This is a genomic window from Pantoea sp. EKM21T, assembly GCF_011800405.1.
GTDB lineage: Bacteria > Pseudomonadota > Gammaproteobacteria > Enterobacterales > Enterobacteriaceae > Pantoea > Pantoea agglomerans.
The window spans coordinates 55380-77101 of record NZ_JAALFV010000010.1; the positions used below are offsets into that span (position 1 = coordinate 55380).

Genomic DNA, 21722 nt, shown 5'->3' on the forward strand with positions numbered 1-21722 from the left:
GAATCTGACTGTTTTATCCCCCTTTACTGGGGTTTGTCTCTCCAGGCTTTTAAAACAAAGCCATAACCCGTCTGGTGATGATCGCCTTAACCAGAACGTTATTTAAGTGATAAATTAATCTGATTTCATGGCCTTAGATATTGTCTGAATAAATCAGCCGCCTGATGGTTATTTTTTAGTAATTTTGCTATGCGTCCTTTACAACCCTATTATGGTGGCCTCATGGACATATCCAGCCTTATCTGGAGAAGTATGCACGGTGACTGCCTCTCGGAACAAAGCAGGTCCGCGATTAGCGAAGCGATTCTGCTGGAAAAGCGGCGTGAAAGCCTGGTTTATCCATAACGTAACTAAATTATTGAGCATCATCAGATGAGGCACCTTTTTGACATTTTGAGCGAAGAGTGTAAAAAAAAGAGTAACTTTACTTTTGTTTAAGGGTCTTACGTTAATTACAGTTTAAACTCTTTGAGAAAGCGATTAATATGTTGGCGTTGAACTATCGGTTCTGTATTTTGATTCTTCGAAGGCAAGCATCTTAAAAAAGCAGGTCTGACGAAAAGCATCAGCGTGAACCCGCTCTGTATTTTATTATCTGAACATGACTATGGTGACTTTGATGAGTGACACTCTCAACAGCTTGAATAATATCCGTACCCTTCGCGCAAACGCTCGCGAGCTTGACCTTGCTGCCCTGGAAGAAATGCTGGAAAAACTGTCGGTTGTGGTGAGTGAGCGACGTGAGGAAGCACAGGCTTCTGAAGCAGCTAATCGTGAAAAAGCTGAGAAACTGGCAAAGTACCGTGAATTACTGTTGCAGGAAGGTATCGATCCTAACGAACTGTTAAATGGTATGCCGACTGCACCAGCCGTGAAGAAAAAACGCGCGCCTCGTCCGGCTAAATATCAGTACACCGACGAAAATGGTGAGGTTAAGCAGTGGACTGGCCAGGGCCGTACCCCATCTGCTATTAAATCTGCCATTGATGCAGGTAAATCGCTGGATGATTTCCTGATTTAATCCAGTATGCATAATGAAACACCGCCTGCATCAGGCAGGCGGTTTTTTCACCATAAATGGTCAGGTTCAAGCATCTCAATTACCGGCCAGCCTGTACCCTTTCCTTTCTCATCTTGTTATTGTCTCTCCATCCATAATCCTGCTCAGGCGTTACCCTGAACTCAATAACTGAAAAGCTTTACGCAGTCACGCAACAGGTAATGGGTTTCATTCTGTTCTCTCAACCGCTTTATTTATTCAGCGATTGCGTGTGGCGGCTGTGATAATTTCCAGTCCGATCTGCTGACCATAAGAGAGCTCTAGCGTATTGCCATCAGGATCGGCAAAAAATGCCCAGTAGCCGACTGGCACACCAGATTGCTGCGCGTCGCGTCGCAACACACCTTCGAGCCGTGCGAGTGCCACTTTTTCATCTATCTCTTCACGGCTGCTACAGGCCACCCCTATATGACCAAATGGACCCAGCGGCGTATCTACACTGTTGTCAGATTGCACCAGCACCAGCGCAAAAGGTCGGGTTAAATCCGACAGCCACGCCACTTTCTGTGCTTCAGGAATGCCAGGTTCACGCTGATGTATCACCTGCATCCCGGCATAACGCTGATAAAAATCTACGCTCTTCTCTAAATCCCGTACCTGTAAAGCAAGATGAGTGAAACCGATATCGTTTGACATGGCCGCTCCCTGTTTAAGTTGAGCAGTCACCATGCCACAGGCAGGATTCAGGATTTGATCACGGATGCTCAGCCGCTACGTTCTTCACACATGGCCTGGTTACGCCCTGCCCGTTTCGCGTGATACAAAGCCTCATCCGCGCGCGCTATCAGCGATTCTTTTTCCTGTTGTGAGCCTGAAGCAAGATAGACGGCGCAGCCTGCACTCAGGGTGACGTGCTTTTGCGGCAGTTCCGTGGTGAGATGCGGGATATCGAGCCTGTTAACAGCATCGATGATCGATTCAGCGAAGTTCAACGCGGCTGACAACGGCTGTCCGGGCAGAATAATGGCAAACTCTTCGCCGCCATATCGGGCCGTAAGTTCGTTTTTGCGGCGGGCGGCGTTCTTCAGAACAGTAGCCACTTTTTTCAGACAGTCGTCACCCGCCACATGGCCGTAGGTATCGTTGAAACGTTTAAAATAATCGATATCGAGCAGGATTAATGACACCGGCTGGCCACTGCGCTCCGCGTTCTGCAGGCATTCAGTCAGGATGTGATCAAAATGGCGCCGGTTGGCAACACCCGTCAGCCCGTCACTCTGTGCCAGATTTTCCAGTGCGCGATTAGCCGCGGTCAGATCATCGCGTAATCGGGTCAGCTCAAGCTGATAACGCAGTGTATGCCGTGCCTGACGCAGTACAAATGCACCCAGTAAAAGAATAACAATCAGCAGCGCCAGGCTCAGAATCAGATCATGTACCCAGCTCTTGAGCCAGTGGTTAAACAGCGCGCGCTTGTCATATCCCGCGGCAACCACCAGCGGGTATCGCTGTGAGCGGACAAAGCCAAAGATGCGTTTTTTACCATCAAGCGCAGCGGTCCACTGACCGCTGCCTTTATCCGCATGGGCCAGCATCCTGAGGAAAAGCGGACTCACTGAGAGGTTTTTGCCGATGTAGCTATCCGGCATCGGACGGGCGTAAAGCACGGTACTGTCTGCCAGCATCAGTACCAGTACATCGCCTTCGCTAAGTTCATAATAGCTGTAGAAACGGCGGAAATAGTCCACTTTGACGGTGGCGAGTAAGACACCCCGAAAGCCGTTAAAGGCATCGTTCACACGCAGCGTAACCGGGATCACCAGCTCGTGAGTGGTGCGGCTGCGAAGCACCGGGCCGACGTGCAGGGTATCGCGCGGGCTGGTGCGGTGATAATCGAAATATTCACGATCGGAATTATTGATGTCAGGCGGTATCCGGCTCATAGAAGTGGCTATCCATTTCCCCTGCGCATCATAGTAGAATAAGCCATGTAGTTGTGGCAGGTGGCTCTGCAACAGGCGCATCGTCTGGCTCAGCGCCTCGCCATCTACACCGGTTGTGGCAATCTGCTTTTCGAGCTCGCGTTGCACCTCGCGCAAAGAGAGCTCGGTCTGCAAAAATGTATCGTCCGCCTGACGCGCCTGTGACAGCGACAGATTAACCGCCGTATCTTCAGCTTTATCGACGGTTTCATTCCAGTCTTCCCGCAGCGTCCACACATTTAAGCCAATCACCGCCACGCTGAGCAATACGCCTGAAAGGATAATACTTCTTAGCAGCGGCGAGATTTTTGGCGCTGAACCCTCATTTTTTTGGCGAAACTTCATGCCTGTCCTTAATAAACCCTGTTGACTGATTTAAGCACAGTTAATCAAAAGCAAAAATGCAAATCCCACAATCCTGTTTCAACAATGATAATCCGCAATTAACCAGCAGATTTCGCTTAAAATTTCTTCTTTATTGGTTCAACCAGCACCCTTAATAGAGGATTAATAGCGAATAAGGCTACACTAGCGCTTCAAATATCACGTGGGTAAATGTTACCCTTGCCAGCTGAATAATTTGCACTTCATTGATTAAGTTGAGTATTTGAGGATTTGTTATGAGTAAGAACCTGAGCAGCCTGAACAATATCCGCACGCTTCGTGCAGAGGCGCGCAATATGGCTTTAGATATGCTGGAAGAGTTACGCCAGAAATTAGAGACCGTGGTAAATGAACGTCGTGAAGAGGAAAACGCGCGGGCAGCGGAAGCCCGTGAGAAAGCAGAAAAACTGGCGTTCTACCAGGAGCTGTTAATGGAAGAAGGGATTAACCCGGCGGAGCTGGTGAATAGCGCATCCCCCTCGGTAACCGGCAAAAAGAAACGCGCAAAGCGTCCGGCGAAATACCGTTACAATGACGAAAATGGTCAGGTTCGTTACTGGACGGGTCAGGGCCGAACGCCCTCCGTAATTAAGGCGGCCATTGAAAACGGCCAGTCGCTGGATGATTTCCTGCTGTAGTCGCATTTATTTCTGCCGGAATAGTGACCGTCATTACGCGGGAATATTCCGGCAGGCAAAGTCACAGGCGCAGAAATTCATCCGGGCCTGGTCACTCATCGTCCTGTCGTAATGTCTCATCACTCATCACCGGATGCGGCCCCCGAAATGTCCGGCGCCACTCGCTGGGAGAGACGCCAAACCGGGATTTAAAACGCTGACGAAATGACACGGGCGAATCAAAACCCGCCTTTTCTGCCACACATTCAATGCTGATGCCGGTGGTTTCGAGTAATAGCTGGCTGCGTTGCAGACGCTCTGCTGTCAGCCACTCTCCCAGGGACATGCCTGTTGCCTTGTGAAAATGACGCGTCAGCGTTCGCCTGCTCATGCCAAGCGTCCGCGAAAGTGAGTCAAGATCCTGCGGCTGATGCAGATTCTGTCGCAGGGACGCCAGCAACGCGTTGATCTTACTGTCACGCGTTGTTTCCGGAACCGGCCGCTCAATGAACTGCGCCTGACCGCCTTCACGGTAAGGCGGCACCACCATGCGTCTGGCTACCCGATTAGCCATGGCGCTGCCATAGTGGTGACGGATGATATCCAGGCAGCAGTCGATGCCCGCCGCGGTGCCGGCAGAAGTGATCAGACGAGTGTCCCGGGTATAAAGAGCATTACTGTCGAGGTGAACCTGCGGAAAGCGCTCGCAGAAGTCACGCTCAAATTCCCAGTGAGTGGCAGCACGATGCTTATCGAGCAAGCCTGCATAAGCCAGTACGTAAGTGCCCAGACATAGTCCAACGATCTCTGCGCCGCGCTGCCAGGCTGCCACCAGCTTATCAAGCAGCGCCTGCGCAGGTTTTTCAGCCGGATTATGCCAGTAGGGCACGATAATAATGTCCGCCTGATCAAGCGGGTCAAGACCCTGTTCCACCGTAATTGACAACCCCATCTCTGAGATGACCGGGCCTGGTTTCAGTGCGCAGATATCGACATGAAACAGATCCGGCTGCGGCAGGGCTGAGCCGAACAGAATACAGGGAACTGAAAAATGAAACGGACTAAAACCGGCCGTTGCCAGCACCGCGACTCTCAGAGCAGCCATCCTCTCCCCCTTATTGTGTGAAAGCGTAGTGTTGAGAACTCACGGCACAATTGTGCCGGTTTAGTGCCACGACGCTCAGAACGTCATTGTTTCACCATCTTCCGGGATCAGCACCTGGTCAGCAATACCCTGTTCGGTAGTCCAGGCTCGCAGCTCTGCGCGCGTCAGCAAACAGTGGTTGATCGCCTCCATGTGTGAGGCAACCAGCGTTGCGTCAGGCAGGATATTCAGCGTGCGCTGGGTATCCTCTTTTCCCATAATAATCGGCCCATAGAGATCGTTGGTTGCATTGCCGATATTCATTACCACCACCTGCGGCTGAAAACGTTGCAGCGCTCTGACATAGGGTTTGACCCATACGGTATCGCCAGCTATATAGAGGGTTTTTTCTGCCGGATGGGTAAAGACCAGGCCACAGGCGTCACCCAGAATATCGCCCATCACTTTGTCGGCATATAACGCATTGCTGCCGTGCTGACCGTCGGTTTTATAAATCGTCAGGCCATCAACAAACGGATTCTCATCCTGCAGCACGCGAACATTTTCAAACCCCTGCGAACGAATCAGCGCTGCATCCGTTTCATCCTGGCTGTAGATCATCATCGTCTTCGGCACTAGCTGCTGCGCAGCCTCATCCCAGTGATCCATATGCGTGTGGGTGATAATAACCGCATCGACTGCCAGCAGTGCAGCGACCGGGACAGGCAGCTCAACCATCGGATTTCTCAGATGGGGACGGGCATTTCCGGCAAATCCGGGCCAGGCCTCTTTTTCGGCCAGCATCGGGTCGATCAGGAATTTTTTGCCTGCATAGTCCAGTAGCAGGGTGGCATTACGAATCTGGGTCAGCTTCATTTTGTCTCCGTGAACAGTCTCAGTGAAATCAGCCAGGCTTACTGGCTACCATGAGGTCACTTTACGGCACTGTTTACCTGCGCGTAACAGGCTCAGAGGACAGTGTTCGATGGAATCGGGCCAAACTGCGATTTTTTTTGTGGCAGGATTAAGGGATTGCTGACAAATTGAGGATAAAAAAATGCCGCAGCAGGCTGCGGCATGTCATTTCAGATTCGCATCAGAAATCGGCTTTCAGAACCACACGGTAATTGGCTTTACCGGCGCGAACGTGATCCAGCGCTTTATTGATGTCAGACATCGGGAAGAACTCAACCTGTGGCGCAATATCCGCACGCGAGGCGAGTCGCAGCAGCGAACGCAACTGGCCTGGTGAGCCGGTTGATGAACCGGTCACCGCTTTGTCGCCCAGGATCAGATCAAAAGCACTCACTTCAATCGGCTTCATCACGGCACCCACGGTGTGGAATTTACCCTGAGGTGCCAGCGCAGCGAAATAAGGTTTCCAGTCCAGGTCGACCGCCACAGTACTCAGGATCAGGTCAAAACGGCCTGCCTGCTTTTTCAGAGCTTCTGGATCACGGCTGTTAACCACTTCATCCGCGCCCATATCCAGGATCGACTGCTTCTTATCTGGCGTTGAGCTGAATGCCACCACTTCGGCACCCATCGCGTGCAGGATCTTGATTGCGATATGGCCCAGTCCGCCGATACCAATCACACCCACACGGCTGGTTGCCGTGATGTTGCTCATCAGCAGCGGTTTAAACACGGTGATACCGCCACACAGCAGCGGACCGGCGCTCGCCACATCCAGTTTTTCTGGCAGCGGAATAACCCATTGCCAGTCAGCACGCAGCTTCTCGGCAAAACCACCTTTGTTCATGATGGTCGGGATGCTGCCCTGCTGACAGTTAACCTGCTCGCCGTTAATACAGGCATCGCAGTGCTGACAGCTTTTTGCTGTCCAGCCGATTCCTACACGCTGGCCGACTGAAAGACCTTTGTTCTTAGCCGCTTCGCCCAGGGCTGAAACCCGGCCAATAACTTCATGTCCTGCAATCACCGGGAACTGAGAGATGCCCCACTCGTTGTCGATCATCGACAGATCTGAGTGGCAGACGCCACAATATTCGACCTGGACTTCGACTTCTTCGGCTGCCAGTTCGGCGGCATCGTACTCATAGAGTTCAAGGGCCTGGCCAGCCTGCATGGCTGCATAACTTTTAATTTTCATTCATACCTCTGCGTGGTTAATCACCGACAAGTGTAACAACTGAAAGCCCGCCCTGCCTGGTCGTTACGCTTACACCGCACTTTTTTGTCTTTTATGCTGATAAATCAGCCCTTAACCTGCGCACCGGAAAGAGTTTGTAACACCTTGAGCTGCGCGACGGCTTCCTGCATCGCATCCATCCCCTGCGTCAGTTCACGCAGGCTGCCGAGATGCTTCGCAATGTCAGCGCGCTCATGTCGCGTCTGTTGATTCATGGCCGCCAGCGTATCGGCTGCACTGATACTGCGCTCTGCCATCTGGGCGGCGGTCTGCGCCGAATCACTGGCCACCAGCCGGATACGTGAGATGGTGCTGACTGCCTCACCGATGTTACTGGCCGTAGCTTCAGCCTGCTCTTTTGAGGAGTGCGCCAGACGACGAACTTCGCCCGCGACCACAGCAAATCCCCGCCCAGCCTCGCCTGCACGAGCCGCTTCTACTGCGGCATTCAGCGCCAGGATATTGGTCTGGAAAGCAATATTGCTGATGCCATGCGTAATCTCATTGATGCCGTTGGAAATTTTCTCCAGATCGTCCAGACCATCATCCAGCCGGCCCTGCGCCTGCTGACTCTCGGTGGCGATGTTACTGATGTTACGGATACTGCTCTCTGCCAGGCTCAGGGTTTCTCCCTGGCTCTGAGTGGCTGTTTCCAGCACCGGCAGCGCCTCCATCAGCGGCGTCAGCGCCTGCTGATAAGTGATAACCCGATCCAGCACCCGCGTCTGGATGCTGTTCAGCGCTTCCCAGCGACGCAACGCTCGCTGCGCGTAGTGTGCCGCGTAGCCGGCGTACTCTACCGGGAACTGGCTCATCGCTTTGACGTCATGATTAAAGAACACCAGCGCGGAGAGCGTCTGATTGATGGGCACACCCAGGATTTCGCCGAAGCTGGAAAAACCGGCGGTGGCAATGCCTTTGAAGAAATGGGCATTATGCAGCTTATCGGCATTGCCGACACGGCGCAGAATACAGTCGTTCATCAGGATCGCCGCGGGTTTGCCATGCTGAGCGGTAAAAGCCTGCCACTCCTGCTGCGTCGTCTGTTTAAAGTCTTTCTCTTCCATCAGGAACAGTCGATCGCCAAACTCAAGATCGCAGAAAAAGTGTACGCCGCCCGATTCAATTTTGGCGATCGAGCGAATAAAGTACTCGCCGCCAACTTTAACGCCAAAAGTGAGTCCCTTTAGCCGTTCGCTCAGTTGCGCTTCGTTGCAGTTGAGATGTTCACACAGCGCCGCAACAAACGATTGCTGCTGCCCCTGGCGGTTAAATACTGACGTTACAGTACGCGCAACCGGATCGGCTTCAGCAATCAGCCAGCTCTGATCGCGTGGCGTAAAGTTCTGGCTTTTAAAAGGAGCAAATGATTTTCCTGACGCCATCTGGCAGAACACAATCACAGCCTTGCCCTGTAACACCCTGCCACCTGTACCAATCCAGGTGCCATCAAAGGTGATTTTACCCCCGGCAGAACCGCCAATCGCCAGGCAGGGAAAGCGCCCGCTGTTATACCAGGCCTGCATCAGAAAGCCTTCGGATGCCGATAATCCGTCGCAGTAAATCATGGCGAAAGTACGATCGGCCGAGAGCGGCATCCGCACTTGCAAGCGCGCCAGCTCCTGCTGGATGGCGGTGATGCGCTGGCTGGCCGTCTGCGTGTCGGCGACATGCAGATCAACAATATGCGTCTCATGGCGTGCGATCAGTGTGTCCGGCAGCCAGAGGTAGCTTCCCTCCGGGCCATTGCCATCACAGTAGGTGCTTTGCGATCTGCTGCTGCTCAGCGCGCCGTTGGAAGAGAGCGTCAATACCGTCAGGTCGGCGGAATTGAATCGCTGCCAGGCCTGACTGACCCGCTGAAAATCGGCTTCAGGCGGAACGAAGGTCATCAGGATGCCGCCCGCCCGCGAGCTTAAACCCACGGAGGCCAGTGAATCTGGCAACGCACGACAATCGTAGGTGCCATTGGCAGGCTGACTGCTACGCCTAAGACGGGCAACAGGCAGGTGTCTTTTGATCGTCTTAATGATCGACATATTATTATTTTCGCTTTTATTTGAGTAATTTGCGCTTAAATTAGCGCTTTCTGGTGTGTATAAAAGGAGGGCTAAAAGCAGGTCCGTTCGCGTTCAGAACTCGTCGCGGAGTGCCGGGTTCATCAATGATCGGCGCACTCAACGCCTGTTGGTTATCGCCAGTAGCGGGAAAACCTTTAACGATTGCTGCAGTTGGTTTAATGGATGAAGATGTTATATTTTCGTAGCATAAAATAAGCTTTAGCGTGATTTTACCGGGAAGATATAAGGCTGTGCGGGTGACTGATGTTTACTGTTTGCGATACAGACTCATCAGTGCGACAATTGTAATGTCAAGTGTAAATACAAAGGAACTCGCTATGGGCACAATTAACATTCGAATCGATGATGACCTGAAGACACGATCCTATGCTGCGCTCGAAAAAATGGGTGTGACTCCTTCTGATGCGCTGCGCCTGATGCTTGAATATATTGCAGATAATGAACGTCTTCCCTTTAAGCAAACGTTACTCAGTGACGAAGATGCGGCGTTAGTAGACATAGTTAAAGAACGCCTGCGAAACCCTGAGCCTGTCCGGGTCACACTGGATGACCTTTAATGACCTGGCAACTGGAGTTCGATCAGAGGGCACTTAAAGAGTGGCGCAAGCTGGGCCCGACAGTACGTGAACAGCTTAAAAAGAAGCTGGCTGAGTGTCTTGAGTCACCCAGAATTGAGGCGAACAAACTCAGCGGGATACCTGACTGCTATAAGATCAAGCTAAAGTCATCCGGTTATCGACTTGTATACCAGGTTATTGATGACCGGGTGGTGGTTTTTGTGGTGGCTGTCGGGAAAAGAGAGCGCTCAGAGGTTTATTCTGCCGCTTCCAGGCGTCTCTCTTAAACAGGAGACTTCACCGCTAACAAACAAAGCGGCGCTATTCCTGTTTACCTGTCACTCTGCTGGTTCCAGTGCTGTTCGCAGCGCTCCCGAGCTTCGGCAGGCAGGTCGCGTAAATCTGGCAGCGTGTCGCCGGAACCGTAGCCTATTGATCCCCTCGCTTCCTGCTGTTCATCCTGCGTGGCGAACGTGATTTTCTCATCCAGCTGCTGCCAGCTATCACCCTGCGACAAATTAAAATCAGTCTTATCAATACTTTAATTCTGTGCATTTGCATAAACGAAGCGGACGACTATGCTTGCAGATGTGACTAGCTAGTCCTTTTTATCTAATGGAACATTGATATGAGGTCTTCCTATGACACAACAGAAATACAGAGGTGGTGCCGGCAATTTTGCCAACGATCCAGAACGGGCGAGTGAAGCTGGCAGTGCAGGAGGCAAGGCCAGTGGGGGCAATTTCAAAAACGATCCTGAAAAAGCCAGGGAAGCCGGTCGGAAAGGAGGCAAAATTAGTCGCCGTCCTTCTAAGTAATTCTGAATAAAGCGCTTTAGGACGTATTACGCCATGGAATGGCATCTATTCCAATAAGTTTCATCATGCCCCCTCTTTTAGCCTTAATGCCTCTCTGACCAGGGTAAATGCGGGTGAATGTTGCTTGCGGCTGGGATAGTAGAGGTAATAGCCGGGAAACGGCTCGCACCAGCGCTCCAGCACGCGGATTAAGGTGCCCTGCTCCAGCCCTTCTGCGACTTCCTGCTCAGGCAGGAAAGCGATCCCCAGCCCGGCGAGAGCCGCTTCTGCAATGTGTGCCGAAGTGTTGAACGTCAGTTGTCCATCTACCCGCACATTTAACGGCCCCTCTTCACCGTCAAACTCCCAAACGTACAACCCACCCGCTGTGGCCTGCCGCATATTAATGCAGTTGTGATGCAGCAGATCCTGCGGAACCTGCGGCGCAGCATGACGACGAAAGTAGTCGGGCGTGGCCACCGCAGCCATCCGTAATGGCGGGCTTATCGGCATCGCCACCATGTCTTTATCAATGGTGTCTCCCATCCTGACCCCTGCATCAAATCGATCGGCCACGATATTGCGTAAGCCATGATTAGCATCGAACTCAAGCCGGATATCAGGATAAGCCGCCAGCAATGGCGTCAGCTTTGGCATCAGGAGTGAGCTCAGAATATGCGGCCCGCAGGTGATCCGTACCGTGCCGGCTGGCTTGTCCCGCATCGCGGTCAGCATATCCAGTTCCGCTTCAATTTCATCGAACCGATTGCCAATCGCCTGGATTAACCGTTCACCCGCCGCAGTCGGTGAAACGTTACGGGTCGTGCGGGTAAGCAGCCGAATCTCCATCCGGTTTTCAAGCGCTGTAATGGTCTGACTTAACGCGGGCTGCGTCACGCCCAGCAGCGCTGCCGCGCGGGTAAAGCTGCCCTCACGCGCCACGGTAATAAAAGCCTGCAGGTCGTTCATGTTGCGCTTCATACTGCACTCCCGCCGATAGATTTATAAGTTCTGGTTATAACCCCATTAAGGATTCATTAGCTAGTCAATATAAAGCGAAACAGTAAAATTTCCTGAGTTCATCAGCACCGCAAACAATGAAACAGGACACAACATGACTTCCACGGAAACAACTGACTGTTCCCCCCGGCATAAAGAAGCGCACTGGGGTGGTGTTTGGGCAATGACGCTGTGTGTATTCGCGCTCATCGCCTCTGAATTCATGCCGGTCAGCCTGTTATCGCCGTTATCACAAGATCTGGCGGTCAGCGAAGGTCTGGTCGGACAGGGCATCGCTATCTCCGGCGCACTGGCAGTGATCACCAGCCTCTCAATAACCCGCATCGCAGGGAACCTCGACCGCAAAATTCTGTTGCTGGCGCTCACGCTGGTAATGTCACTATCCGGATTGATGGTGGCGATGGCACCCAACTATCTGACTTACATGACTGGCCGGGCATTGATTGGCGTGGTGATTGGCGGTTTCTGGTCGATGTCAGCGGCGGTCGCTATCCGGCTGGTCCCCACCGGGCAGGTGCCGCGCGCGCTGGCCATTTTCAACGGCGGCAATGCACTGGCGACAGTTATCGCTGCACCGCTGGGCAGCTATCTCGGTTCTGTCATTGGCTGGCGCGGGGCTTTTTTCAGCCTGGTGCCGGTAGCCTTGATCGCCCTGCTCTGGCAGGCGTTCACGCTGCCATCGATGCCGGTCAACTCGGCCCGGCAGCGCAGAGGAAAAATTCTGCAGCTGCTGCGTTCGCCACTGGTTACGGTGGGTATGACCGCCTGCGGCCTGCTCTTTATGGGCCAGTTCACCCTGTTTACCTATCTCCGTCCCTTTTTGGAAACCGTGACGCAGGTTGACGTTTCTGCGCTGTCGCTGGTGCTGCTGACTATTGGTGTCGCCGGCTTTATCGGCACGCTGATTATCAGTGCTGTTTTGCAGCGCGGATTCTATCTGACCCTGATGATCATCCCGTTGATTATGGCGCTGGTTGCGGTGCTGCTCATGGTGTTTGGTCATCACCTGTGGCTGGTGGCGCCACTGCTTGGCATCTGGGGACTGGTGGCAACAGCGGCACCAACCGGATGGTGGGCCTGGATCGCCAGAACCTTTCCGGAAAATGCCGAGACCGGCGGCGGATTAATGGTGGCCATCGTACAGCTGTCGATTGCTTTGGGGTCGACGCTGGGTGGCCTGGCCTTTGACCATGCAGGCTGGCAGACCACCTTTGGCATCAGCGCCACGTTACTGGTCACTGCCGCCGGACTGGCGATGATCACCGCCCGTAAGGAAAGCGCTGCCTGATAGCAGATGTGTTGTTTAACCGGGCAACCCGTTGCCCTCACGTCGTCAACCCCGATAAGGATCTTCTTATGAGAGCATTAACCCTGATGTTTGGACTGTTGATCAGTTCATTTGCGGCCAGCGCTGCCGATATGTCACGCGGCGCCGATAACTTTTATCAAAGCGATAAAGTCACCCGCGAGAAAGTCACCTTTAAAAACCAGTATCAGATGGGTGTGACCGGCACGCTGTACAGACCAAAAGAGGCCGGTAAAACGGCGCGCCTTCCGGCAATTGTGGTAGGTCATCCGATGGGCGCAGTTAAAGAGCAGAGCGCCAGCCTCTATGCGCAGAAAATGGCTGAGCAGGGTTTTGTTACCCTGGCAATTGATCTTTCATTCTGGGGCGAAAGTGAAGGTCAGCCACGCAACGCGGTCTCTCCGGATATCTATGCCGAAGACTTCAGCGCAGCCGTGGATTACCTGGGTACCCGCGAATTTGTCGATCGCGACAGGATTGGTGTGCTGGGCATCTGTGGCAGTGGCAGTTTTGTCATCAGCGCAGCGAAGATTGATCCCCGCATGAAAGCCATTGCTACCGTCAGCATGTATGACATGGGGTCAGCCAACCGTAATGCGCTGAATAAAAGCCAGACACTGGCGCAGCGCAAGCAAATCATTGAAGCGGCGGCACAGCAACGCTATGTAGAGTTCACCGGAGGTAAAACTGAGTACACCAGTGGTACACCACATAAAATTGATGCTGATTCGCCTCCGATAGCCAAAGAGTTCTATGATTTTTACCGGACGCCTCGCGGTGAGTTCACCCCGAAAAACAGTTCAGCTGTGCTGACCACGCACCCGACGCTCACCAGCAACGTGAAATTCATGAACTTCTATCCGTTTAATGACATTGAGACCATCTCACCCCGCCCGATGCTCTTCATCACGGGTGATAAAGCGCATTCACGCGAGTTCAGCGAAGATGCGTTCCAGCGTGCGGCACAGCCCAAAGAGCTCTATATCGTGCCTGATGCAGGCCATGTGGACCTTTATGACCGCACTGACCTGATCCCGTTTGCGAAGCTGACCGCCTTCTTTAAACAGCATTTGTAATCTTCCGCTGATCATTGATCCCAGCCCGTCTGCAGCCGCCTGCAGACGGGCTTTCTGCGTTATTGGCCTTTGCGATGGCGGGTCAGGTAGTGCTTCACCAGGACAAAGAAGAGCGGAACAAAGAACAGCGCCAGTACCGTGCCTGCCAGCGTACCGCCGATGATACCGGTACCGATGGCGATGCGGCTGTTAGCACCGGCGCCCGTCGCCACCGCCAGCGGGATCACACCGGCGATAAAGGCCAGCGACGTCATCATAATCGGCCGCAGACGGGTTCGCGCTGCCTGCAACGCAGCCGCGCTCAGCGAACTTCCCCGACGAACCGCATCCTCCGCAAATTCGATGATCAGTATCGCGTTTTTGGAGGTGAGTCCGACCGTGGTCAGCAACGCCACCTGGAAGTAGATATCGTTGCTTAACCCGCGCAGTGCCACCGCCAGCACGGTACCCAGTACGCCGAGCGGCACCGCTAACAGCACGGAGAAAGGCACCGACCAGCTCTCATACAGCGCAGCAAGACAGAGGAACACCACCAGAATCGAGATCGCATACAGCGTGGTTGACTGCCCGCCCGCCTGCTTCTCCTGCAGCGAAAGACCGCTCCATGCCCCTGTGGTCCCTGCCGGGAGTTCATTGGCCAGTCGCTCAATGGTGTTCATAGCATCGCCGGAGCTGAACCCTTCGGCGTTCTGCCCCTGTATTTCGTAGGAGGCAGAGCCGTTGTAGCGGTTAAGGCTTTCGGGTCCCATGGTCCATCGGGTCGAGGCAAACGCCGAGAATGGCGTCATGGTGCCCTCACTGTTACGGATGTACCATTTATCCAGATCAGAAGGTGATGAACGATACTGACCGTCGCCCTGCACATAGACCCGCTTTACCCGACCCCGGTCGATGAAGTCATTGATATAGGCACCGCCCCAGGCGCTGGTCAGCGTATCGGTCACGTCATCCAGCTGCAGTCCCAGTGCCACCGCTTTGCTGGTATCAATATCGACCTGCAACTGCGGCGTTTGCGGCAGGATATTGGCCCGCACGCCGAGCAGTTCCGGACTTTGCGCTGCGCTTTGTAGCAGCTGATCGCGCAGGTTGCCCAGTTGCTCACGCGTGGTGCCACCGCTGGCCAGCAGCTCATAGGTAAAGCCGTTGTTCTGTCCCAGACCCGGCACCGACGGCGGCGTCAGCGCAAAGATCTGCGCATCCCGAATCGACGCCAGCGCGTAGGTGGCGCGCCCGGCAATCGCTTCGGCAGAGTTTTCACTCCCCGGTCGCTGATCCCAGTTCTTAAGCTTGATAAATGCCATACCGGCATTCTGCGCAGCACCGCTGAAGTTAAAACCATTGATGGTGAAGACCACATCAATATTCTGTTTCTCTTCAGTCAGGAACCAGTCAACAATCTGCTGATTGACTGCCTCAGTGCGGCTGGCCGTGGCACCCGCTGGCAATGTTGCCTGAAGCATGATGCTGCCCTGATCTTCAGTCGGCAGGAAGCTGCCCGGCAAGCGGGTAAACATCACAAAAAGCACCACGCCCATTGCCGCATAAAGCGATACCATGATCAGCGGACGGCGCAGAGTGCTCACCACTTTGTGACGATACTGGCGCTCGGTGGCGGCATAAAAGCGGTTAAAACCGCCAAAGAAGCCTTTACGATGGGGTGAGGTCGGCCGCAGCAACATGCCACACAGTGCAGGCGTCAGGGTCAGAGCCACCACCACGGAGAAGGTCATGGCGGCGATGATGGTGATGGAGAACTGCCGGTAAATCACACCGGTCGACCCGGCGAAAAAGACCATGGGCAGAAATACCGCGGAGAGCACCAGCGCGATAGCCACCAGCGCGCCGGAGATCTCTTTCATCGACTTTTCTGTTGCCTCACGCGCCGGCAGACCTTCGTCATGCATAATGCGTTCGACGTTTTCGACGACCACGATGGCATCATCCACCAGCAGCCCGATGGCCAGCACCATAGCAAACAGCGTCAGGGTATTGATGGTGTAGCCGCACAGCGCCAGTACGCCAAAGGTGCCGAGCAGTACCACCGGCACCGCCAGCGCCGGGATCAGCGTCGCACGGATATTCTGCAGGAACAGGTACATCACCACTACCACCAGCGCAATCGCTTCGATCAGGGTGATCACCACATCCTCAACGGAGATTTTGATGAAGTCAGTGCTGTCGAGTGCATAAGCCACCTCATAACCTTCCGGCATTGAGTGGCGATACTCTTCAACTTTGTTTTTCACCAGCGTCGCGGTGGCCAGCGCATTCGCGCCCGGCGCCAGCATCACACCGACACCCGCCGCAGGATGCCCGTTGAGTCGGGTGGTCATGTCATAGGATTCGCCGCCCAGCTCCACCCGCGCCACATCACCCACACGCACGATGGCACCGCTTTTGTCGCTTTTAACGATGATGTTTCGGAACTGATCCGGCGTCTGCAGTCGCGACTGCGCTCTGACCGTGGCGGTAAGCTGCTGATTGTCGGGCGATGGCAGGCCGCCGATTTTACCGGCTGAAACCTGAATGTTCTGCGAGCGTATCGCCGCCGACACATCGGAGGGCTGCAATGCAAAGGAGTTTAGTTTGAAGGGATCGAGCCAGATGCGCATCGCGTACTGACCGCCGAACACCTGGATGTCACCTACCCCTTCGGTCCTGGCCAGCGGCTCCTGCATATTACTGACCAGCCAGTCACCGATATCCGTGCTGTTGCTTTTGCCCGTGGTGTCATACAACCCCATCACCAGCAGGAAGTTTGACTGCGATTTGGTGACGGTAACACCAAGCTGCTGCACTTCGCTGGGCAGACGGGAGAGCGCCTGCTGCACCTTGTTCTGCACCTGCACCTGAGCCGTGTCCGGATCGGTGCCCTGACTGAATGTGACGGTAACCGACACATTCCCCTGTGAACTGCTGCTGGAGGTAAAATAGAGCAGATTATCCAGCCCGGTAAGCTGCTGCTCGATCACCTGCGTGACGCTGTTCTCCAGCGTCTCTGCAGAAGCACCGGTGTACGTTGCGCTGATATTCACCGAAGGCGGTGCAACATCGGGATATTGTTCAACCGGCAACAGGGTAATAGAGAGCGCGCCAAGCAGCATGATTAAAATGGCAACAACCCATGCGAAAACGGGACGATAAATAAAAAAACGAGAAAACATCAGCGGGATCTCTTCCTTTTGGGCGGGTGCAAAACCTGCATTCCTGCAGGCTAACAAACAGCGTTGATTATAGGGTGTAACCTCAGGCTGAACATCCTGGCGTGTTCTTTTCTTAAAGCTGAGGGATCCCGGGACGCTGCATTTTCGATTTATCGCGGATTTAACTGTGCTGACATCCGATGTGGGCATCAAAGAGAAAGCCTATCCATAACGAATCTGATGATGCATTAAGCAAAATGGTGAGCCCTGACTATTCTCAAATAAAGGATATTGATCAGGAGAAAACCATGAAATTTTTCTACTTCGTTTCGCTTATCGCCTCTGCCCTCTATTTACTGGCCTTCCTGCCTAAACTCCGCACCCGTCGTGAACCCATAGCCTACTGGGGATGCTGGACTTATCTGGGTGCTAACGCCATTTTCTGGGCCGTTTATGGTGTCATGCATTACATTTGATGTCATTTTTTAAGCAAAGCGGTAAACAGGGATGTTTTGGGCGCTATCCTGCTGATTAATTGGGTTAGCGTGAGCGGGAACGTAGAGATATATCATTTTTGAGTTTTCATCACAGCGACATGATTTTGTGCCTTCTCACAGGCCCGGCAGTTATTCAGGATTGCGAGACGTGCTGGAAAAATCATATAAGGCGGCTAAGCTGATTTTCAGCTAACCCTCTGGATTTTAAAGCCTCCCGTCCCGAGGAACACGATGATTTCTTCTTCTGTTCCGTTATGGGATATATTGGCATCACTATCGTGAAATTTTCTCTTCATAACAGGTTATCCCGGCAATGGCTTTGATCCCTAAAAACTACACGCGGCTGGAAAGCGGCTACCGTGAGAAAGCACTTAAAATCTATCCGTGGGTGTGTGGACGCTGCTCACGCGAGTTTGTTTATTCAAACCTGCGCGAACTGACGGTCCACCATATCGATCACGACCACACCAACAACCCGGAAGATGGCAGTAACTGGGAGTTGTTGTGTCTCTATTGTCATGACCACGAGCACTCAAAGTACACCGAGGCTGACCAGTATGGCACCCGTGTAGTGGCTGGCGAGGACGCACAAAAAGATGTCGGTGAGGCAACCTACAATCCCTTTGCTGACCTGAAGTCGATGCTGAATAAGAAGAAGTAATGACTGAACTGTCAGGCTGGCCGACCGGCGTGACAGTCTCGCTTCCCGAAGAGCATCACAACGTCTGGCCGCGGCCAGAACGCAGTGTAGTCCGTCGTGCCAGATGCCACCCTGGCCAGACTCAGCGCGATATGAATCTTTTACCAGCCGGTTATTTCAGATTTTGATATCAGTTATGGCCGGGAGAACCGTACGTCAATCCCCCCCTCACCGACACGCTTTTTGAGGCTATCTGTCGACAGCACCTTTCCTATTGGCGTGTAGCTATAGGAGCTCTGGAATGTCTCGTAAAAAAGAACCAGCGTCTTATTGCCATACAGCATCACATCGCCCTGCTGGATCGTGCCGGGTTTATGCGGATCGCTATTAAGAGCAGCAGGCAGGTCTGCAAACTTCTCATTGCCGTTCAGCTCCTCCATCGTCATGGTCAGCGGGAGTTGCTGTACAAATGCTTTCGCGGTGGCGTTATCAGCCAGCGCAATCTCATACGACTGATGGTTGATCGTCATAATAATCTTCATGGGACGCAGCTCTCCTGCCCGAACCGGGCCACTGGCTTTAACGGGCATCAGACTATAGGTGGAAAGTAAAACCAGCAAAAGTAAGGCTCTTTTCATAAGGTTGCTCTCCGGATTAGGGCGCATCTGTTCAGACATGGAGTGCGTTACTGCGATCGCCGTCCAGCCCTGAATAAACTGGCTCACTTACCCGCCGTTATCTGATGGTAAAGATTTATCCTTCACCCTTTCCCTGCATCATCACCCTGTCGGCGGAACTCGCGCGCCGCTTATTCTGCAACAGCCTGGATGCGCTGCGCTTCATCTGATGTGCTGAACTGATTTGCGGCTTACGTTTCGGACTGTCGAAACATTTTGAGAAATATTTTCCCTGAATAACAGCCGGTTTCCACGTTGTTGCAACTATTTCTGTACCAGGCTTAACAAATAACAACAGAGACAATGTGGAGCATTATGAAAGAGCAAAATCGCACAAATGGCATCGCTCCTTATAGGGGTGCCGCCGGAGGCTGGGGCGCACTGAAGGCGGTTGCCGATGCTATCCGCGGCCAGATGTCTGTGAAACAGGATGTGATCGCCCTGTTTAAAGTCAACCAGCCGCAGGGCTTTGACTGTCCGGGCTGCGCCTGGCCCGACCCGCAACATGCCTCATCATTTGAGTTCTGCGAAAACGGCGCAAAAGCCGTCTCCTGGGAAGCGACCAGCAAACGCACCACACCGGAATTTTTTGCCGCTCATACCGTGACTGAACTGTGGGAGCGCAGCGCACTGCATCTGGAGGGCGAAGGCCGCCTGACCCATCCGATGAAGTACGATGCCGCTACAGATACCTATCAGCCCATCGAATGGGAGACGGCGTTCCGGGAGATTGGAGAGCATCTGCGCAGCTACGACGATCCGGACAGCGTAGAGTTTTATACCTCGGGACGCGCCTCCAATGAAGCGGCGTTTCTGTGGCAACTTTTCGCCCGCGAATATGGCACCAATAACTTCCCCGACTGCTCAAACATGTGCCATGAACCGACCAGTGTCGGGCTGCCGGAGTCAATTGGCGTCGGCAAAGGAACGGTAGAGCTGGAAGATTTTGATCACTGCGACCTGGTGCTTTGTATCGGTCACAATCCAGGTACCAACCATCCGCGCATGCTGGGCACGCTACGGGAAGTGTCGAAACGCGGTGCCACTATTGTGGCGATCAATCCGCTGCGTGAACGTGGGCTGGAGCGCTTTACTTCGCCGCAGAGCCCGATTGAGATGCTGTCAATGAGCTCCACTGAGCTGGCATCGACCTACTACAAGGTCAGGGTTGGCGGTGACGCAGCGATGTTGAAAGGGGTGATGAAGATCCTGCTCACTATGCACGAGGAGGCGCTGAGCAAAGGCGAACCCGGCGTGATTGATGAAGCATTTATTACTGAGCACACTGAAGGCTTTGACGCCCTGAAAGCCGACCTGGAAAGCACGGACTGGGAGCATATCCTGAAAGTCTCGGGCATGGCGCGTGAGGAGATCCAGCATATCGCCCGGCTCTACGCCAGCGCTGAACGTACCATCATCTGTTATGGCATGGGAATTACCCAGCACCAGTACGGCACTCAGAACGTGCAGCAAATCGCTAACCTGCTGCTGATGCGCGGCAATATCGGCAAGCCGGGTGCAGGTATCTGTCCGTTACGCGGTCACTCCAATGTGCAGGGCGATCGCACGGTGGGCATCACAGAGATCCCGCCGCAGTCGCTGCTGGATGGCATAGAGAGGGTGTTTGGTTTCCGCCCGCCGCAGAAGCATGGTCACGGCGCCATTGAGGCAATAAAGGCGATGCGCGACGGCAAAGCCAAAGCGTTGCTGTGTCTGGGCGGCAACCTGGCGGAAGCGATTTCCGATCCACAGGTCACGTTCCCGGCGATGCGCAATCTTGATCTGGTGGTGCATATGGCGACCAAACTGAACCGCTCGCACCTGTTACTGGGTAAACATAATTATCTGCTGCCGGTGCTGGGCCGAACAGAGACCGATGTTCAGGCAACCGGCGCGCAGAGCGTCACCGTGGAAGATTCGATGTCGATGGTGCATGCCTCACGCGGTTCGCTGGATCCCGCCTCACCCCATCTTAAGTCTGAACCGGCGCTGGTCGCCTCACTGGCGAAGGCAACGCTGCCGGACAGCGTGGTTGACTGGTCGGCCATGGCAGCCGATTACAGCCGCATCCGCGATGCCATTGAAGCGGTGTTCCCGGCGTTTGAAAACTTCAATGAGAGGATTAAGCATCCGGGTGGATTCCGGCTCTATAACGCCGCATCAGAACGGGTCTGGCTCACACCATCTGGCCGTGCGCAGTTTAAAGTGATGCAGGGCATCAATGAAGATCCCCGCTCGCTGAAGTGCCATGATCTGGTGCTCACTACCCTGCGCAGTCACGATCAGTACAACACCACGCTTTACGGGCTGAATGACCGCTATCGTGGCGTGACAGGCCGCCGCGATGTGCTGTTTATCAATGCAGAAGAGGCGGAGAAGCGACAGTTACGGGTCGGTGACCGTGTCGATCTGATGGCGCTGGACCCGGATGGCAATCCCACTTCGCGCCAGATGAAAAACCTGACCATCGTGATTATTGATATGGCCCCAGGTTCGGTCGGCGCTTACTACCCGGAGGCCAATGTGATGGTTCCGCTTGACAGCCACGATACCAAAAGCGGCATTCCCGCCTATAAAAGCATTCCGATATCCATGACTCGTGTAACTGACGAGACCCGGACGACCTCAGGCGTTTTACGCTAGTCAGGCGTCTCAATACGTGAATGTTGCCAGCGTGGCCGGTGCTCCGGTCACGCTGTTTTCATTGTT

General features: G+C 53.7%; 20 protein-coding genes. 10 read left to right on the top strand and 10 right to left on the bottom strand.

Annotation, left to right across the window (positions count from 1 at the left end):
* Positions 1 to 619: 619 nt before the first annotated feature.
* Positions 620 to 1021 (top strand): H-NS family nucleoid-associated regulatory protein, encoded by a 402-nt coding sequence (locus HFD87_RS18885; protein WP_010257055.1) that lies wholly within the window; start codon positions 620 to 622, stop codon positions 1019 to 1021.
* 237 nt (positions 1022 to 1258) lie between these two features.
* On the opposite strand, the gene HFD87_RS18890 is transcribed toward HFD87_RS18885, so the two are convergent.
* The gene (locus HFD87_RS18890; protein WP_167423789.1) at positions 1259 to 1696 is read right to left on the bottom strand and encodes a VOC family protein; all 438 of its coding nucleotides are present in this window, start codon (positions 1694 to 1696) and stop codon (positions 1259 to 1261) included.
* 68 nt (positions 1697 to 1764) lie between these two features.
* Positions 1765 to 3327, bottom strand: a complete 1563-nt coding sequence (locus HFD87_RS18895; RefSeq protein WP_167423790.1) for a sensor domain-containing diguanylate cyclase — start codon at positions 3325 to 3327, stop codon at positions 1765 to 1767.
* A gap of 275 nt (positions 3328 to 3602) precedes the next feature.
* Here HFD87_RS18895 and HFD87_RS18900 point away from each other — a divergent pair, with 275 nt between their 5' ends.
* Entirely contained in the window at positions 3603 to 4004 is a 402-nt protein-coding gene (locus tag HFD87_RS18900) for an H-NS family nucleoid-associated regulatory protein (protein WP_010257048.1), read from the top strand.
* A 91-nt stretch (positions 4005 to 4095) separates the two neighbouring features.
* Here the strand turns inward: HFD87_RS18900 and HFD87_RS18905 are convergent, their stop codons facing one another.
* The 4 genes from HFD87_RS18905 to HFD87_RS18920 all read right to left on the bottom strand — a co-directional run bounded on the left by HFD87_RS18905 (position 4096) and on the right by HFD87_RS18920 (position 9258).
* A complete protein-coding gene (locus tag HFD87_RS18905; RefSeq protein ID WP_167423791.1) occupies positions 4096 to 5088 on the bottom strand; it encodes a GlxA family transcriptional regulator in 993 nt (330 codons plus the stop codon).
* A 75-nt stretch (positions 5089 to 5163) separates the two neighbouring features.
* Complete coding sequence (locus HFD87_RS18910; RefSeq protein ID WP_010671936.1) at positions 5164 to 5943, bottom strand: MBL fold metallo-hydrolase; 780 nt, start codon at positions 5941 to 5943, stop codon at positions 5164 to 5166.
* Between the two features lie 220 nt (positions 5944 to 6163).
* Positions 6164 to 7180: an NAD(P)-dependent alcohol dehydrogenase gene (locus HFD87_RS18915; protein WP_010257039.1), complete on the bottom strand. Its 1017-nt coding sequence runs from the start codon at positions 7178 to 7180 to the stop codon at positions 6164 to 6166.
* 104 nt (positions 7181 to 7284) lie between these two features.
* Positions 7285 to 9258 (bottom strand): methyl-accepting chemotaxis protein, encoded by a 1974-nt coding sequence (locus tag HFD87_RS18920; protein ID WP_167423792.1) that lies wholly within the window; start codon positions 9256 to 9258, stop codon positions 7285 to 7287.
* A gap of 359 nt (positions 9259 to 9617) precedes the next feature.
* Between HFD87_RS18920 and HFD87_RS18925 the strand changes: the two genes are divergently transcribed.
* Together HFD87_RS18925 and HFD87_RS18930 are read left to right on the top strand one after the other, a co-directional pair.
* The gene (locus HFD87_RS18925; RefSeq protein WP_010257033.1) at positions 9618 to 9857 is read left to right on the top strand and encodes a type II toxin-antitoxin system RelB/DinJ family antitoxin; all 240 of its coding nucleotides are present in this window, start codon (positions 9618 to 9620) and stop codon (positions 9855 to 9857) included.
* Positions 9857 to 10144, top strand: a complete 288-nt coding sequence (locus HFD87_RS18930) for a type II toxin-antitoxin system RelE/ParE family toxin (protein ID WP_010257030.1) — start codon at positions 9857 to 9859, stop codon at positions 10142 to 10144. Before HFD87_RS18925 ends, HFD87_RS18930 begins: the two co-directional genes overlap by 1 nt.
* 44 nt (positions 10145 to 10188) lie before the next feature.
* Here HFD87_RS18930 and HFD87_RS18935 read toward each other — a convergent pair whose 3' ends face one another.
* The gene (locus tag HFD87_RS18935) at positions 10189 to 10374 is read right to left on the bottom strand and encodes a hypothetical protein (RefSeq protein ID WP_045139850.1); all 186 of its coding nucleotides are present in this window, start codon (positions 10372 to 10374) and stop codon (positions 10189 to 10191) included.
* A 124-nt stretch (positions 10375 to 10498) separates the two neighbouring features.
* Here HFD87_RS18935 and HFD87_RS18940 point away from each other — a divergent pair, with 124 nt between their 5' ends.
* Positions 10499 to 10675, top strand: a complete 177-nt coding sequence (locus HFD87_RS18940; protein ID WP_010257023.1) for a general stress protein — start codon at positions 10499 to 10501, stop codon at positions 10673 to 10675.
* Between the two features lie 63 nt (positions 10676 to 10738).
* On the opposite strand, the gene HFD87_RS18945 is transcribed toward HFD87_RS18940, so the two are convergent.
* On the bottom strand, positions 10739 to 11635 hold the full coding sequence (locus tag HFD87_RS18945; protein WP_010257019.1) for a LysR family transcriptional regulator: 897 nt from the start codon (positions 11633 to 11635) through the stop codon (positions 10739 to 10741).
* 202 nt (positions 11636 to 11837) lie between these two features.
* Here HFD87_RS18945 and HFD87_RS18950 point away from each other — a divergent pair, with 202 nt between their 5' ends.
* Together HFD87_RS18950 and HFD87_RS18955 are read left to right on the top strand one after the other, a co-directional pair.
* A complete protein-coding gene (locus HFD87_RS18950; protein WP_243207490.1) occupies positions 11838 to 12962 on the top strand; it encodes an MFS transporter in 1125 nt (374 codons plus the stop codon).
* Between the two features lie 68 nt (positions 12963 to 13030).
* Positions 13031 to 14056 carry an alpha/beta hydrolase gene (locus HFD87_RS18955; RefSeq protein ID WP_163763602.1) on the top strand — a complete coding sequence of 342 codons (1026 nt, stop codon included), beginning with the start codon at positions 13031 to 13033 and terminating at the stop codon, positions 14054 to 14056.
* A 59-nt stretch (positions 14057 to 14115) separates the two neighbouring features.
* Here HFD87_RS18955 and HFD87_RS18960 read toward each other — a convergent pair whose 3' ends face one another.
* Positions 14116 to 17220 (bottom strand): efflux RND transporter permease subunit, encoded by a 3105-nt coding sequence (locus HFD87_RS18960; protein WP_167423794.1) that lies wholly within the window; start codon positions 17218 to 17220, stop codon positions 14116 to 14118.
* Between the two features lie 287 nt (positions 17221 to 17507).
* Between HFD87_RS18960 and HFD87_RS18965 the strand changes: the two genes are divergently transcribed.
* Both HFD87_RS18965 and yajD read left to right on the top strand, forming a co-directional pair.
* Positions 17508 to 17675 carry a hypothetical protein gene (locus HFD87_RS18965; RefSeq protein WP_009093121.1) on the top strand — a complete coding sequence of 56 codons (168 nt, stop codon included), beginning with the start codon at positions 17508 to 17510 and terminating at the stop codon, positions 17673 to 17675.
* 334 nt (positions 17676 to 18009) lie between these two features.
* Entirely contained in the window at positions 18010 to 18357 is a 348-nt protein-coding gene (gene yajD / locus HFD87_RS18970) for an HNH nuclease YajD (RefSeq protein ID WP_003850685.1), read from the top strand.
* A gap of 173 nt (positions 18358 to 18530) precedes the next feature.
* On the opposite strand, the gene HFD87_RS18975 is transcribed toward yajD, so the two are convergent.
* Entirely contained in the window at positions 18531 to 19061 is a 531-nt protein-coding gene (locus tag HFD87_RS18975; RefSeq protein WP_231905497.1) for a cyclophilin-like fold protein, read from the bottom strand.
* A gap of 267 nt (positions 19062 to 19328) precedes the next feature.
* Here HFD87_RS18975 and HFD87_RS18980 point away from each other — a divergent pair, with 267 nt between their 5' ends.
* Complete coding sequence (locus HFD87_RS18980; protein WP_167423795.1) at positions 19329 to 21656, top strand: FdhF/YdeP family oxidoreductase; 2328 nt, start codon at positions 19329 to 19331, stop codon at positions 21654 to 21656.
* The last annotated feature ends 66 nt before the right edge of the window (positions 21657 to 21722 follow it).